Below are 15,081 nucleotides of genomic sequence, written 5' to 3'. Positions count from 1 at the left end.
TTTAAGTCCTTTGTGAACATGACCGGGCGGCGGCGACCACCGCCTGCCCGAAGGAGATCGCTCCGTCACCTGCGGGCAGGTGCGAAGGAAAAAGAAGCGTAAAGTCAGAAAGATAATGACGCAGGCGCGCGCGCAGCAGACGGTTGTGCACCACGCCGCCGCTGAGGCAGATTGTCGACAGCGATAAGCGTCGGGCATGGAACGCGGCGAGTTCTGCCAACCCTTTTGCCAGCGTGTCGTGAAACGCCCAGGCGCGCGCGCTGGGCTCAGCCTGCCAGGCCAGCCACTGCCGCCAGAAAAGCGCGAGGTTGTCGACAGATAGGGTCACCGGATGGTCGACACCCGCGCACTGCGAGGCCAGCGCTTCCAGCCTGCAGGCGGCTTCCCCCTCCCAGGACTGCGCGTCGATACCGAGCGCGCAGGCGACCGCATCAAACAGGCGACCACATGACGAGGCCTGCGGCGCGTTGATGCCGCGCCCGATCGCCGTCGCCAGCAGCGGCCAGTTCTTGCGCTGCACCGCGCGCGTTTCCGGATACTGCTGCCAGTCAGGGACAAATGCCAGACAGTGGGCGAGTAAATTGCGCCACGGCTGCCGCGCCGCCAGATCGCCGCCCGGCAGCGCAACGGCAGGCAGCCCGCCCAGATGCTCGCACGCGAGATAGTTCACCCGCAGGCACTCCCCGCCCCACAGCGCACCGTTCTCGCCCATGCCGATCCCGTCCAGCGTGAGGGCGATAACGTCTCCGCCCTCACGCGGCCAGCCGTTTTCCGCCAGGCACGCCGCCGCGTGGGCGTGATGGTGCAGTACGGTTTCGACCGGCAGCGCCTGCGCTTGCGCCCATTGTTGCGTGTGATAGCCCGGATGGGCGTCGCACACCACACGCTCCGGCTGGAAGGCGTAGATGTCCTGCATCGTCGAGAGCGCGCCGCGCCACTGCGCTTCGACACCCTCGTCGCCGAGATCGCCAAAATGCTGGCTCAGCACCGCCTGGTTGCCACGCACCAGGCAGAAGGTGTTTTTCATCTCCGCACCGGTGCATAACATGGCGGGGATATTCTCAAAACCCGCAGGCAACGTGATGGCATCTGGTACAAAACCGCGCGCCCGGCGCAGCATCGCACCGTCCCGATCCATCACCGAATCGTCCATCCGCTGAAGAATATCGCGATTGTGCATCAGGAAGCCGTCCGCCATGTTGCCCAGTTCATCCAGCGCCTGTTGATTACTGATGGCAGGCGGCCTGCCGCTGAGGTTGCCGGAGGTCATCACCAGCGGGCGCTGGCAGTCCATCATCAGCAAATGTTGCAGCGGGTTTGCGGGAAGCATGATGCCCACGCTATCCAGACCCGGCGCGATTGCCTCGGGGAACACCGGCAGCCAGGCTTTTGGCGTGAGCACGACAGGTGCAGCGGGTGAGCGCAGCAGCGTCTGAATCGACTCAGGCAGCTTATCCGCCTGCGGGATCATCACCGCCAGCGGCTTCGACGGACGCAGCTTGCGTGACCGCAATGTCATTATCGCCTGCGGGTTGAGCGCGTCGCAGACGAGGTGAAAACCGCCCAGCCCTTTAACCGCGACGATACCGCCGTCCTCGAGTGTCGCCACCGCCGCACGCAGTGCCGCTTCGCGGGTGGCAACAACGTCGCCCGCACGCCATTCCAGCGCTGGCCCGCAGTCCGGGCACGCCACCGGCTGGGCGTGAAAACGTCGGTCGGCAGGATTGCGGTACTCCGTCTCACAGGGTGCGCACAGGGAAAATGCGGCCATCGACGTGGCCGGACGGTCATAGGGCATGGCGCGAATAATGGTAAACCGCGGCCCGCAGTGTGTGCAGTTGATAAACGGGTAGCGATAACGGCGCTCGCCAGGGTCGCGCATTTCAGCCAGACACGCCGGACAGGTGGCGGCATCCGGCACAATCTGGGTGTCCATCGCGCCGCCCGCACTGTGGCGGATAACAAACGCGTGCGGCAGGTTCGTCCAGGTGAACGGCTGCGTTTCAACGTGGTCAATGCGTGCCAGCGGTGGGCAGTCCTGATGCAGCCTCGCGGTAAAGGCCCCCCCATTACCCGCGAGGCGCACCAGCACGCCCTCTCCGTCGTTGCAGACATCGCCCGTTAGCTGAAGCTGATGCGCAAGCTGCCAGACGAAGGGCCGAAACCCCACGCCCTGCACCTTGCCGCGCACGCGCAGCTGTACGCCGTTACTGCTCATGGCGGATCAGAACAGCAGTGATGCTGACGTATCGAACGCCGCACGACGGCGCTTTTCGGCGCTCATCTGCTCAAGCTTGTCGCGATCCACGCAGACCAGCGCGTGCGTTGGGCAGGCTTCCATGCAGGCCGGGCCAGCGTCGCGGTGGTAGCACAGGTCACATTTGTTGGCTTCGGCTTTCTCCGCCCGCACGCTCAGCCCCAGACCGCTGTTGCGCACGACCGGACGGACAACCACCTCCATCGCGCCGTACGGGCAGGCGACCACGCAGGTTTTGCAGCCAATACAGCGTTCCTGCATCACGTGCACAAAGCCTTTCTCGCGTTTAATCGCCCCGTTCGGACAGACGTTCGCGCACGGCGCGTCTTCGCACTGGCGACAGATGGCGGCGGTAGAAATATTCACGCCTTTAATGACGTGGATGCGCGGCAGGAACGTGTCAGGCGTCAGTGACGCGCAGTCCTGCTCCGCCTGATGGGAAACCACGCACGCCACTTCACAGGTACGGCAACCTATGCACTTACTGGCATCGGCCATAATAAAACGGTTCATATGCTTCTCCAGCATTACAGTTATGCGCGGAGATATTCATAAACCGTGCCAATAATTAACTCTATGATTTTTAATGATTTTAAAAATGAGCGTGGTGCTGTCATCGTCACTTATGACGATAACAGCTGTCGACGTCACCGATGCGGACCGTCGATCACTGAGTCGCGCAGGATAAGCTCACCGGAGAAGGTTTGCTGGTATTTGAACTCACCGCCGTCAAGCATGAAGATGAGGCGGCTGATGGTCTCCTTGATCATCTCCGTCACCGGAATGCGCACGCTGGAGAGCGACGGCACCATATACGGCGCGATGGCCACATCGTCGAAACCAATCACCGACACCGCGTCCGGCGTGGCGACACCGCTGTCGTGCAGCTGCTTCATGGCACCAATCGCCATATCGTCATTACTCGCCACCAGCGCCGTAAAGCGTTCGCCCCGGGATAACAGCTCCACCACTGCCGCCGCACCGCTGGCCGGGTTCCATTTCCCCTGCGCAATCAGCTCCTGGCGCAGGGGAATGCCGTGCTGCATCAGTGCTGCCCGGTAACCGGAAAGACGCTCAACGCCGGTCGGGGAATCGAGTGAGCCGGTGATAAACGCAATATCCCGGTGGCCTTTCGCAATCAGCTTCGACACCGCATCCTGGCAGGAGGCGTTATGATCGGACCAGACGCTGTGGCTGCTGTTTTTCCGCAGTCGTCGGTTGAGCACCATAATCGGCTGCTCGCACTTTTCGACGATCTCGTCCATCTCCTCGACGCTCAGGAAACGCGGATAGATGATCACCGCGTCGCAGCGCATGTCGAGCAGATATTGAATTGCCTCGCGCTCCTCGTCGGCACTGTGCTTACCGTCCGCGAGGATCAGCTGCCGCCCTTTTTCTTCCGTCATGCGCGCGGCGTGGAACAGCAGTTCGCTAAAGTAAACTCCGTGGTAAAGGGTGTTCGTCACCACCAGCCCCAGCGTCTGGGTACGCCTGGTCGCCAGGTTGCGCGCCAGCAAATTCGGACGATAGCCGCTCTCTTCAATGGCCTGAAACACCCGGTCTTTGGTCTCCTGGCTAACGTAGCCATTTCCCGACAGCACCCGGGAGACCGTCGCTTTCGAAACGCCTGCCCGCTTCGCCACTTCCAGCATCGTGGTCATGTTGTTATTCCGTTTGAAACTGATGAGCGCAGTGTACTGCACTGCAAAAAAATTGTCGCAGCGGCGAAATCACGCTTTGACTGACGATAGGTGATCGTCATCACGAATGTGAAAAATGTACAAAAAGCGATCTTGTTTCATTCAAAGAAACTCATGATGATTATGTGAAACCGGTTTCCTACATTTCTCACAACGATAACAGGATCACATCCGATGGCCAAAAATTACGCCGCGCTGGCGAACGACGTTGTCAGCGCGCTGGGCGGCAAAGAGAACATTGTCGCCGTCACCCACTGCATGACGCGTCTACGCTTCGCCCTGAAAGACGAAAGCCTTACCGATGCCGCGCGCCTGAAAAGCATCAGCGGCGTGCTCGGCGTGGTACGCAATGACAACCAGTGTCAGGTCATTATTGGCAACACCGTTTCTCAGGCGTACCGCGAAGTGCTGAGCCTGCTGCCAGGCAGCCTGCAGCCTGCCGTACCGGAAGGCCCGCAGAAACTGACATTACGCCGCATCGGCGCCGGGATCCTCGACGCGCTGATCGGTACCATGTCCCCGCTGATCCCGGCGATCATTGGCGGCTCGATGGTCAAGCTGCTGGCAATGATCCTCGAGATGACCGGCGTGCTGGGCAAGGGCGATCCCACGCTGACCATCCTGACGGTCATTGGCGACGGCGCGTTCTTCTTCCTGCCGCTGATGGTGGCAGCCTCGGCGGCGGTGAAGTTCAAAACTAACATGTCGCTGGCGATTGCCATTGCGGGCGTGCTGGTGCACCCGAGCTTTATCGAGCTGATGGCGAAAGCCGCGCAGGGCGAGCACGTTGAGTTCGCCTTTATCCCGGTGACGGCGGTGAAATACACTTACACCGTCATCCCGGCTCTGGTCATGACCTGGTGCCTGTCATACATCGAACGCTGGGTGGATCGCATTACCCCGGCGGTCACCAAAAACTTCCTCAAGCCGATGCTGATCGTGCTGATTGCCGCTCCGCTCGCCATCGTGTTGATTGGCCCGCTGGGCATCTGGATCGGTAGCGCCATCTCTGCGCTGGTCTACACCATTCACGGCTATCTGGGCTGGCTCTCCGTCGCCATTATGGGCGCGCTGTGGCCGCTGCTGGTGATGACCGGGATGCACCGCGTGTTTACGCCGACCATCATTCAGACCATTGCCGAGACGGGCAAGGAAGGGATGGTGATGCCGTCGGAAATCGGCGCCAACCTGTCGCTCGGCGGCTCGTCGCTGGCGGTGGCGTGGAAAACGAAAAACCCGGAGCTGCGCCAGACTGCGCTAGCGGCGGCGGCCTCCGCCATCATGGCGGGGATCTCTGAACCGGCGCTGTACGGCGTGGCGGTGCGTCTGAAACGTCCGCTGATTGCGAGCCTGATCAGCGGCTTTATCTGCGGCGCGGTGGCGGGCATGGCTGGTCTTGCCAGCCATTCGATGGCGGCACCGGGGCTGTTCACCAGCGTGCAGTTCTTCGACCCGGCCAACCCGATGAGCATCGTATGGGTGTTTGGCGTGATGGGGCTGGCAGTGGTGCTGTCGTTTGTTCTGACTCTGATACTCGGCTTTGAGGATATCCCGGTCGAAGACGAGGCTGAAAAAGCGCGCGCCCTGCAGACCGCACCGGTTCAGAACAAAGCAGCAGAAGCATAAATTGAAAGCGAGGTAAGAATGTCTGTTTTTCCACAAGGATTTTTATGGGGCGGCGCGCTTGCCGCCAACCAGAGTGAAGGGGCTTACCGTGAAGGCGGCAAAGGGCTAACCACGGTCGATATGATCCCGCACGGCGCGAATCGCCTGGCGGTGAAGGTCGGTAAGGAAAAGCGTTTCTCGCTGCGTGACGACGAGTTCTACCCGAGCCACGAGGCGATTGATTTTTACCATCGCTATAAAGAAGACATCGCCCTGATGGCGGAGATGGGCTTTACGGTGTTCCGCACCTCGATTGCCTGGAGCCGCCTCTACCCGAACGGCGACGAGCCGCTGCCGAACAAAGAGGGTATTACCTTCTACCGCGCGGTGTTCGAGGAGTGCAAAAAGTACAACATTGAGCCGCTGGTGACCCTGTGCCACTTCGACGTGCCGATGCACCTGGTAACGGAGTACGGCTCCTGGCGCAACCGCAAGATGGTCGATTTCTTCGCCCGCTACGCCCGCACCTGCTTTGAAGAATTTAACGGGCTGGTGAAATACTGGCTGACCTTCAACGAAATCAACATCATGCTGCACAGCCCGTTCTCCGGCGCGGGGCTGGTGTTTGAGGAAGGTGAAAACGAGGACCAGGTGAAGTACCAGGCCGCGCACCACGAGCTGGTGGCGAGCGCGCTGGCGACCAAAATCGCCCACGAGGTGAACCCGGAAAACCAGGTCGGCTGCATGCTGGCGGGCGGCAATTTCTACCCGTACTCTTGCAAGCCGGAAGACGTGTGGATGGCGCTGGAGAAAGACCGCGAGAACCTGTTCTTTATCGACGTGCAGGCGCGCGGCAGTTACCCGGCCTACTCCGCCCGCGTGTTCCGCGAAAAAGGTGTGGTGATTGTGAAAGACCCGGGCGACGACGACCTGCTGAAAAACACCGTCGACTTTGTCTCGTTCAGCTATTACGCCTCGCGCTGCGCGTCGGCGGACATGAACGCGGGCAATACCAGCGCGGCGAACATCGTGAAGTCCCTGCGTAACCCGCATATTCAGGTGAGCGAATGGGGCTGGGGCATTGACCCGCTCGGCCTGCGCATCACCATGAACATGATGTACGACCGCTACCAGAAGCCGCTGTTCCTGGTGGAAAACGGGCTCGGGGCGAAGGACGAGATCGACGCGAATGGCGAGATTAACGACGACTACCGCATCAGCTACCTGCGCGAGCATATCCGCGCGATGGGCGACGCGATTGAGGACGGCGTGCCGCTGATGGGCTACACCACCTGGGGCTGCATCGACCTTGTGGCCGCCTCAACGGGCGAGATGAGCAAGCGCTACGGATTTGTGTACGTTGACCGGGACGACGCCGGAAACGGCACGCTGGACCGCAAGCGCAAGAAATCGTTCGGATGGTACAAGAAGGTGATTGCGAGTAACGGGGCGGATCTGGAGTAGCCTGTTGCCCTCACCCCAGCCCTCTCCCACAGGGAGAGGGAGATGGGTTTGGTAGGCCGGGTAAGGCGAAGCCGCCACCCGGCACTGCTCAGAGCCGGGAGAAATCCCCGTCCCCAACCCACTCCGCAAGCCGTGAATAGACCACGTCCACCGCCTCTTTCACCGGCGGCGTCATCGGGTAATAAAACCCAACGATGTCCGGCTGAATGCCTAAAAACAGCACCTCGCCCACGTCGTCTTTAATCTGATCTACCAGGTAGTTCAGCGGCATATTGTGCGTCGTCATCATAAACATCTCGGCGATGTCGTCCGGGTCAATCAGGCGGATCTCACCGGGGTTGAGCCCCATATCGGTGGCATCGACGATTAACAGCCTGTCAGGACGCAGTTCGCGAATGGCGACCACGTCGTTTTCCGGCGCGCTGCCGCCGTCAATCACTACCCAGCCGCCCTGCGGTTTCGCGGCGCACATCTCTGCCAGCAGCGGACCCGCGCCGTCGTCGCCCATCATGCTATTGCCGACACACAGTAAAACGTCAGTCACGTAATCTCCTCACCATCAGGTAGATGGCGCTCTCCTGATGAATATCGTGCAGCATGCTAAGTAGCGTTTTGCTCCACGCCTGCTGCTCGGGGGTTTGCCTGCTCAGCGCCGCGTCAAAGGCGTTGGCGAGCATCGCAATGTGGTTGGCGTCGATGACGATCTCGCCGTACTTCGGCACGCCCTCCATTTTGCGCCGCGCCGTGCTGCCCTCCTCCAGCGTGGCGATCCACGTCAGGTACTCGGGCCACGGGCAGCTTAACGCCGCCTCCAGGCAGTCGATCACCCCGAGGTGGTGCCCAATCGCCAGGCTGTAATAGACCACCTGCTGCGCCGCATCCGGGGTGGCATCGTTCTCATCAATAAACTTACGGCTCAGCTGGCTGAACACCACCGTTTCACTCATCGGATACGCGCCTCATCCACGATGCTGTTCAGGTTTGCCACGATCTCATTGAGACGCGGATCGTTTTCCGCCTCCAGCCAGCGCGCCACCTGATGGTCGCCCTGGCTCAGCAGGCGCAGATAATCGTCGGCAATCTGACGCCCGTAACGGTAGCCAGCCAGCCTGCGCGCCGTGCGGTCCACTTTCACCCGCAGCGGCTGCACCATGTCCGGGTGCAGGATGGCCGCAGGTTGGTTGTCCAGCTCGCCCGGCTCACGGGCGTGGATTTTTTGCTCCAGCAGGCCGAGCGCCATGGCAAATCCGTACAGCGTCGCGGCGGGCGTTGGCGGACAGCCCGGAATGTAGACGTCAACCGGCACGATTTTGTCGGTGCCACCCCAGACGCAGTAAAGATCGTGGAAGATGCCGCCGCTGTTGCCGCAGGCCCCGTAGGAGATGCAGATTTTCGGGTCCGGCGCAGACTGCCAGGCGCGCAGCGCGGGGGAGCGCATGGCGCGGGTGACGGCCCCGGTAAACAGCAGAATGTCCGCATGACGCGGAGACGGCACCACCTTGATGCCGAAGCGCTCGGCATCAAACAGCGGTGACAGGGTGGCGAAGATCTCAATCTCGCAGCCGTTGCAGCCGCCGCAGTCCACGCGGTAGACGTAGGCCGAGCGTTTGATTTTTTTTAGCAGCGACGCCTTCATGCTGGCGATGGATTCGTCCACCGTCATCGGCACCGGAATGCCGTTTGCGTCGCGCGGGCCGAGTAAATTGTCCATCAGCTGGCCTCTCTCATATGGCGGGTAATATCAATGCGGTCGGACGGCAGCAGGCACTTCTGCCGCTTGCACTCCGGGCAGGTTTCAAAGCTTTCACGATGATGCTCCGCGCGGGCGTCGCCGTTGTGCTGCAGCAGCGCGATGGCGTAGTCGATCTCTTTCTGCACGGCGAACGGGCGTCTACAGACGCGGCAGCTGCACAGGTCAAAGCGCGACTGCTGGAGGAAATCCTCTTTCTTCCACACCGCCAGCTCGTACTCCTGAGACAGGCGAATGGCGACCGTCGGGCAGACCTCCTCGCAGCGGCCGCAGAAGATGCAACGTCCGAGGTTAAACTGCCAGGCCAGCTCGCCGGTTTTGAGATCCGTTTCCACCGTTAAGGCATTCGACGGGCAGGCGTTGACGCAGGCCGCGCAGCCGATGCACTGCTGCGGATTGTGCTCCGGCTTGCCGCGAAAGTTTTTATCCACCGGCATCGGCTCCAGCGGATAGCTGCTGGTCTGCGTGCCGGTTTTGATCACTTTTTTGATAAAGGTAAACATGGCGAGTCCTTATTTCAGCGGCGAGTTCTTACGCTCGATGCTGTAGCGCTCAAGCTCTTTGTACGGCACCACCTGGCTTTTCTTATTGCGCACGTCCACGACGGTCATGCGGTCGGTGCAGGAGTAGCACGGGTCGAGGCTGCCGATGATCAGCGGCGCATCGGAAACCGTGTTGCCGCGCAGCATGTAGCGCAGGGTTGGCCAGTTGGCGTAGGTGGCCGCGCGGCAGCGCCAGCGGTAGAGCTTCTGATTGTCGCCGGTCATGCTCCAGTGAATGTCGTCCCCGCGCGGCGCTTCGGCAAAGCCGAGGGCAAAGCGGTTCGGGATGTAGGTGAAGCCCTCCACCATCAGCGGGCCGCCCGGCAGGTTATCGAGGCCGAAGTCGATCATATTCAGGGCGGTGAATACCTCGTTGATACGCACCTTGAGGCGCGAAATAACGTCGCAGCCCTGCTCGCTGTGCACGGTCATCGGCAATAAGCCGTAGCCGACAAACGGGTGATCGGCGCGGGTATCGCGGGCGTGACCGCTGGCGCGCACCATCGGGCCGACGTTGCTGAAGTCGCGGGCGATTTCCGGGTCAAGACGGCCGATGCCCACGGTGCGCTGCTCGATGTTTGGCGTGCTGAGCAGCATGTCCACCAGCTCCTGCACGTCGCGGCGCATCTGCTGCGCCAGCAGGCGGGTCTGGATCATGTCGTCCTTCAGCAGGTCGCGGCGGATCCCGCCAATCAGGTTCAGACCGTAGGTTTTACGCGCCCCGGTGAGGATCTCCGCCATCTTCATCGACGCCTCGCGCACGCGGAAGAACTGCATAAACCCGGAGTCAAAACCGACGAAGTGGCAAGCCAGGCCGAGGTTCAGCAGGTGCGAGTGCAGGCGCTCCACCTCCAGCAGAATGGCGCGGATCATCTGCGCGCGTTCGGGCACCACGATCCCCATGCCGTTCTCCACCGAGGTGGTGTAGGCGGTGCTGTGGGCGAAGCCGCAGATGCCGCACACGCGGTCAGAAAGAAACGTCACTTCGTTGTAGCCCATGCGGGTTTCCGCCAGCTTTTCCATGCCGCGATGGACGTAGAACAGGCGGTAGTCGGCGTCGATAATGTTTTCGCCGTCGACGAACAGGCGGAAGTGGCCCGGTTCGTCGGAGGTGACGTGCAGCGGGCCAATCGGCACCACGTTGTTCTTCTTGCTGCCCAGCTCGTTGATGAACTCGTAGGTTTCGCTGTCGGTGGTCGGCGCCGGACGCTGGCGGTAGTCCATGCTGTCTTTGCGCAGCGGGTAGAGTTCGTCCGGCCAGTCGTCCGGCAGCACCAGGCGGCGCTCGTCCGGCAGGCCGACCGGCACCAGGCCGTACATGTCGCGCACTTCGCGCTCGCCCCAGACGGCGGCAGGCACGCGCGGCGTGACGGACGGATATTCCGGCTTATTTGGGTCAACTTCGACGCGCACAGTGAGCCAGCACTTTTCGCCCTGCTCCATCGACATCACGTAGTACACGGCGTAATTGCCGCACAGCTGACGCTCGTCGTTGCCGAACAGCACCGACAGCCAGCCGCCCTGCTGGTAATAGAGGAACTCCACCACTTCCGGCAGGTAGTTCACCTTAATGGTGACGGTTATCTGGTCTTTGGTTTGCCAGGACTCCTCCAGCACTACGCCGGGGAAGGCCTGATGCAACGCGGCGAGATACTGCTGACCTTTCTTTTCTTCAGACATAAAAACTCTCTTTAATCACGCCACCAGCAAGGAGACGAACGCTAAAAATGCAAAACCAAAACCGGCCCAGGTGATGCGCGACGTTTCGACAAAACGCAGGCGCGCCATGCTGTTTTCAAACAGGGCAATCACCAGCACGCCGACCAGCAGCTTGAGGGCGGCAATCACGATGGCCAGCACCAGACCGCCCGCGGAGAAGTGCGTCATCTGCCCCCACGGGAAGAAGACGCCGACAAACATCTGCAGCACCACCAGCTGTTTGAGGCTGATGCCCCACTTCAGCACCGCAAAGCCGTAGCCGCTGTATTCGGTGAGCGGCCCTTCCTGCAGCTCCTGCTCCGCTTCTGCCAGATCGAACGGCAGTTTGCCCATCTCAATAAAGGTGGCGAACGCGCAGGCGCAGAGCGCCAGCACCAGCGGGATCGAGCGCGCCACAGGCCAGTGATAAACGGTGTCGGTGATAAAACTGATATGGGTTGAACCCGCGACCTGCGCGGCAACCCACAGCCCCAGCAGCAGGATGGGCTCAACCAGCACGCCCAGCATTGCCTCGCGGCTGGCACCGATGCCGGTAAATGGGCTCCCGGTGTCCAGGCCCGCAATCGCAAAGAAGAAGCGGGCGATGGCGAAGAGGTAGATAAGCGTAATCAGATCGCCAAGCACGGGCAGCGGCGACGCCACCGTGACCACCGGCAGCGCGGTGGCGATGGTCAGCATCACGCCCACCATCACGAACGGCGTCAGGCGGAAGACCCAGCCTGCGGCATCCGGGGCCACGCTCTGACGAGAAAGTAGTTTGAAGAGATCGCGATACTCCTGGAGCACCCCGGGCCCGCGACGGTTATGCATTCGGGCGCGTGCCACGCGCGTGATGCCCGACAGCAGCGGCGCAGCGGCGAACAGCACCAGCGCCTGAAGAATGGCCAGTAACAAACTCATGTCAGGCTCCTCGTGAAATCACAATGATCACCAGCACCGCCAGTTCGATCAGCGCCAGACGACGGAACAGCGCGGGCGCGGCGGCACTCTGCCAGCCCGGCACCCAACCCTTCGGGTTCAGCCAGTGGCGCAGCTTCAGCACGACGGCGAAGTTCTCCTTCACCGGCATGGCGAAACCGTGGGCGGTGATGACCATCGACTGTTCGTGTTCGTAGCCGCAGGCCCACGCCGCCCCGCGAGAGCGGGAGGCAAGGCGGTCGCGCCTGAAGAACAGCATCAGCACGAACGGCAGCAGCGGCGCGGCAATCAGCAACAGCGCCATCATCGGCTGGGATACGACGGTATGTGCCGTCGCGAGCGGCAGTGGAATGGCGTTACCCAGCAGCGGCAGCAGCCACGGTGCGGCGACCCCGCCCGCGATGCAGCACAGCGCCAGCGCGACCACGCTTACGCCCATCAGTACCGGTGCGCAGCAGGCGTTTTCCGCTTCGCGGGTGCGCGGCGCACCGAGGAAGGTCACGCCGTAGACTTTCGCCATACACATCACCGCCAGCGCCCCGGTAATCGCCAGCCCGACCGCCAGCAGCGGGCCGAGCAGGCGTGCGATAAAGACATCGCTCTGCCCGAGCGCGAAGAAGGACTGATAGATCACCCACTCCCCGGCAAAGCCGTTCAGCGGCGGCAGCGCGGCCATTGCCATCAGCCCGACCAGCATCGCCAGTGAAATCACCGGCATCTTTTTGCCAATCCCACCGAGCTTTTCGATATCCCGATGGCCGGTGCGGAACCAGACGCTTCCCGCGCCGAGGAACAGGGTGCTTTTAAACAGGCTGTGGTTGACGAGGTGATAAAGACCGCCGATAAACCCGGCCGCGATCAGCGCAGGATGATTGAGTACCAGCCCGGTCACGCCCGCGCCCATTCCGAGCAGGATGATGCCGATGTTTTCCAGCGTGTGGTACGCCAGCAGGCGCTGGATGTTGTGCTCCATCAGCGCGTACAGCCCGCCGACGAACGCGGTGATCATACCGGCAATCAGCAGCACGACACCCCACCACAGCGGCGGCTGGCCGCCAGCCAGCGTGATGCTCAGAATACCGAACAGTCCTACCTTCATGACGACGGTGGAAAACAATGCAGCGGCAGGTGCAGAGGCATTTGCATGCGCCTGCGGCACCCAGCCGTGCAGCGGGATGATCCCGGCCAGCAGGCCAAAGCCCACCACGCCCAGCAGCCAGACGTCGTTTCCCAGTGGCTGACCGTTAAGCGCAGCGAAGTCCAGCGTGCCGAAACGTTGCCACACCCGCCAGCAGGCCAGCGCCAGCAGCAGCGTGCCGAGGCGACCGAGCGCAAACCACAGCTTGCCGGAGGCGCTGCAGCCCGTCAGGAACACGCCGCACAGCGCCATGATCTCCGCCATCACCACCAGCGCGCCGAGGTTGCTGGCGATAACGGTACAGACCGCCGTTGCCATCAGCAGGTTAACCAGCAGGCCGTTGGCTTTGGCGTGCGCATGGCGGTGCCAGTCGATATTGAACAGGCTGATAAACAGTCCGCACAGGCCAAAGGTCACCAGCCAGATGGCATTCAGCGGAGTAATAGCCACGGTATGACGAATCAGCGGCATGAGTGTTTCCACAGATTGCCCGCCGATCAGAACGACACCGCCCGCAGCGAGCGTCATCACGCTACCGACCGCCCCGCCGATCCCGGCAATCCCGCCGCTCAGGGTTTTATGGAAAGAGAACACCAGCGCCAGCACGGCGGCGGCAGTGAAGCACGCCACGGCGCTGTTAATCATGAATATCGCGTTCATTTCGCCCCCTCGTTAAGCGCCTGCAAAAGCGAAAGATCGCCAAAATCGCTGTTGATGGTCAGCTCGCGCTTGCGCTTGCTGGTGCGGGCGATGTCGCGAATGTTGACCAGAATCAGCGCCCTGGTCGGGCAGGTGCGCACGCAGGCCGGACCCTGTTCGTCAAAGCTGCACAGATCGCATTTCACCGCGACGGCGCGGATGCCGGGCACCCAGTCCAATAGCGTGCTCACCTTCGCCGGTGCGGGTGGCGCGGGCGGGGCTTTCGGGGTATTTGCGTTTGCCGGAATATGCAGTGGGCGGCTACCGGAAAATTCAATCGCACCGAACGGGCAGGCAATGCCGCACAGTTTGCAACTTACGCACAGGCTTTCGTTGAGCTGGACAGCGCCATCAACGCGGGTGATGGCATTCACCGGGCAGACACCCGCGCAGGGGGCATCTTCACAGTGGTGGCAGAGCTGCGGAGCAGACTCTTTTTCATTACGCATGACGCGCAGACGCGGCATGGACTGCAGCCCGTGCAGGCGGTGGGTTTCCGAACACGCCGCCTCACAGGTTCGACAGCCAATACAGACCGTCGAGTCAGCAATTACAAAACGGTTCACCGGGCAATCCTCAGGTGATGGTCATTTTTGACGAAGAAAAACTGTCTTATCGACACTTTCGACACTTGGTGATCAGGCAACGTTTGCGGAGGCATTTCCCGCCGTCAGCTGTTTCAGATCGACCGGCAGGTCGTGCTCAACCGCGGTATAAAGCCCGTTATAAACCGGCGCGATTTTCTCCAGATAGTGCTCGAGCACCTGCTGGCGATCGCGGTTGCTGACGTAGCCATCGACCATGCCGTCAGCCATCAACTGCGCTTGCGCAATACATTGTTTTTCACCCTCTTTGTTCTCAACAAAGTACTCAATGGTGTGGCTGTTAAAGCTGTCCGCCAGGGTGACAAAGACCGTGAAGTGGCCAAAAAGGACAAAGCGCATATCGCCCTGCGCCGCGCAGCTCATCGCATGGTGCAGACGAGCTTTTGACAGGGTGATCCCCTGAACCAGAGAGTTGCAGTAGAGGTGCCACTGATCCTGGAGCTGCTGATGACGCTGCGCGATGTAATCCGCTTTTTCGCTGATTTCCCAAATAGTCATAAAAGGTATCCGGTTAATGGAGATAGCGGCTGTTAAGCAGATTCCATGCCAATTTTTAAGTTTATGATTTATATGATTTTTAACTCTTATCACACTGTCAACCGGGCGGTGTCGACGTGTCATTTCGACAGTGTTGACACCGTCACGCCCTAACAAAAATCAAGCTGGCACCGTTATTGCATTCAA

General features: G+C 61.1%; 14 protein-coding genes. 2 read left to right on the top strand and 12 right to left on the bottom strand.

What is annotated here, in order from left to right:
- Window position 1: 1 nt before the first annotated feature.
- From hypF to KW829_RS13940, 3 genes are all read right to left on the bottom strand, one after another.
- On the bottom strand, window positions 2–2,218 hold the full coding sequence (gene hypF, locus KW829_RS13950) for a carbamoyltransferase HypF (RefSeq protein WP_218308437.1): 2,217 nt from the start codon (window positions 2,216–2,218) through the stop codon (window positions 2–4).
- Between the two features lie 6 nt (window positions 2,219–2,224).
- Window positions 2,225–2,770 carry an electron transport protein HydN gene (gene hydN, locus KW829_RS13945; RefSeq protein WP_042717120.1) on the bottom strand — a complete coding sequence of 182 codons (546 nt, stop codon included), beginning with the start codon at window positions 2,768–2,770 and terminating at the stop codon, window positions 2,225–2,227.
- Window positions 2,771–2,904: 134 nt separating this feature from the next.
- Window positions 2,905–3,918 (bottom strand): LacI family DNA-binding transcriptional regulator, encoded by a 1,014-nt coding sequence (locus tag KW829_RS13940; RefSeq protein ID WP_214606284.1) that lies wholly within the window; start codon window positions 3,916–3,918, stop codon window positions 2,905–2,907.
- A gap of 213 nt (window positions 3,919–4,131) precedes the next feature.
- Here KW829_RS13940 and ascF point away from each other — a divergent pair, with 213 nt between their 5' ends.
- Window positions 4,132–5,583 (top strand): PTS cellobiose/arbutin/salicin transporter subunit IIBC, encoded by a 1,452-nt coding sequence (ascF, locus tag KW829_RS13935; protein WP_218308436.1) that lies wholly within the window; start codon window positions 4,132–4,134, stop codon window positions 5,581–5,583.
- Window positions 5,584–5,601: 18 nt separating this feature from the next.
- A complete protein-coding gene (locus tag KW829_RS13930) occupies window positions 5,602–7,026 on the top strand; it encodes a 6-phospho-beta-glucosidase (protein WP_218308435.1) in 1,425 nt (474 codons plus the stop codon).
- A gap of 88 nt (window positions 7,027–7,114) precedes the next feature.
- On the opposite strand, the gene hycI is transcribed toward KW829_RS13930, so the two are convergent.
- From hycI to hycA, 9 genes are all read right to left on the bottom strand, one after another.
- Window positions 7,115–7,570 carry a hydrogenase maturation peptidase HycI gene (hycI, locus tag KW829_RS13925; protein ID WP_218308434.1) on the bottom strand — a complete coding sequence of 152 codons (456 nt, stop codon included), beginning with the start codon at window positions 7,568–7,570 and terminating at the stop codon, window positions 7,115–7,117.
- Window positions 7,563–7,973, bottom strand: coding sequence for a formate hydrogenlyase maturation HycH family protein (locus KW829_RS13920; protein WP_148401027.1), 411 nt, complete (start codon window positions 7,971–7,973; stop codon window positions 7,563–7,565). The genes hycI and KW829_RS13920 overlap by 8 nt, the downstream gene beginning before the upstream one ends.
- Entirely contained in the window at window positions 7,970–8,737 is a 768-nt protein-coding gene (locus tag KW829_RS13915; RefSeq protein ID WP_063622348.1) for an NADH-quinone oxidoreductase subunit B family protein, read from the bottom strand. Before KW829_RS13915 ends, KW829_RS13920 begins: the two co-directional genes overlap by 4 nt.
- Window positions 8,737–9,279: a formate hydrogenlyase complex iron-sulfur subunit gene (locus KW829_RS13910; protein ID WP_023308967.1), complete on the bottom strand. Its 543-nt coding sequence runs from the start codon at window positions 9,277–9,279 to the stop codon at window positions 8,737–8,739. The genes KW829_RS13915 and KW829_RS13910 overlap by 1 nt, the downstream gene beginning before the upstream one ends.
- 9 nt (window positions 9,280–9,288) lie before the next feature.
- Window positions 9,289–10,998: an NADH-quinone oxidoreductase subunit C gene (locus KW829_RS13905; RefSeq protein ID WP_218308433.1), complete on the bottom strand. Its 1,710-nt coding sequence runs from the start codon at window positions 10,996–10,998 to the stop codon at window positions 9,289–9,291.
- A gap of 15 nt (window positions 10,999–11,013) precedes the next feature.
- On the bottom strand, window positions 11,014–11,937 hold the full coding sequence (locus KW829_RS13900; protein WP_218308432.1) for a respiratory chain complex I subunit 1 family protein: 924 nt from the start codon (window positions 11,935–11,937) through the stop codon (window positions 11,014–11,016).
- A gap of 1 nt (window position 11,938) precedes the next feature.
- Window positions 11,939–13,753 carry a formate hydrogenlyase subunit 3 gene (gene hycC, locus KW829_RS13895; protein WP_218308431.1) on the bottom strand — a complete coding sequence of 605 codons (1,815 nt, stop codon included), beginning with the start codon at window positions 13,751–13,753 and terminating at the stop codon, window positions 11,939–11,941.
- Complete coding sequence (locus KW829_RS13890; protein ID WP_089601242.1) at window positions 13,750–14,358, bottom strand: 4Fe-4S dicluster domain-containing protein; 609 nt, start codon at window positions 14,356–14,358, stop codon at window positions 13,750–13,752. Before KW829_RS13890 ends, hycC begins: the two co-directional genes overlap by 4 nt.
- A 72-nt stretch (window positions 14,359–14,430) precedes the next feature.
- Entirely contained in the window at window positions 14,431–14,895 is a 465-nt protein-coding gene (gene hycA, locus KW829_RS13885) for a formate hydrogenlyase regulator HycA (protein WP_010434482.1), read from the bottom strand.
- Between the last annotated feature and the right edge of the window lie 186 nt (window positions 14,896–15,081).

This window comes from Enterobacter sp. ENT02 (genome assembly GCF_019219165.1).
Classification (GTDB): domain Bacteria; phylum Pseudomonadota; class Gammaproteobacteria; order Enterobacterales; family Enterobacteriaceae; genus Enterobacter; species Enterobacter mori.
The sequence above is the reverse complement of the archived record's forward strand: the minus strand, read 5'-3'. Positions and strand labels throughout refer to the sequence as shown.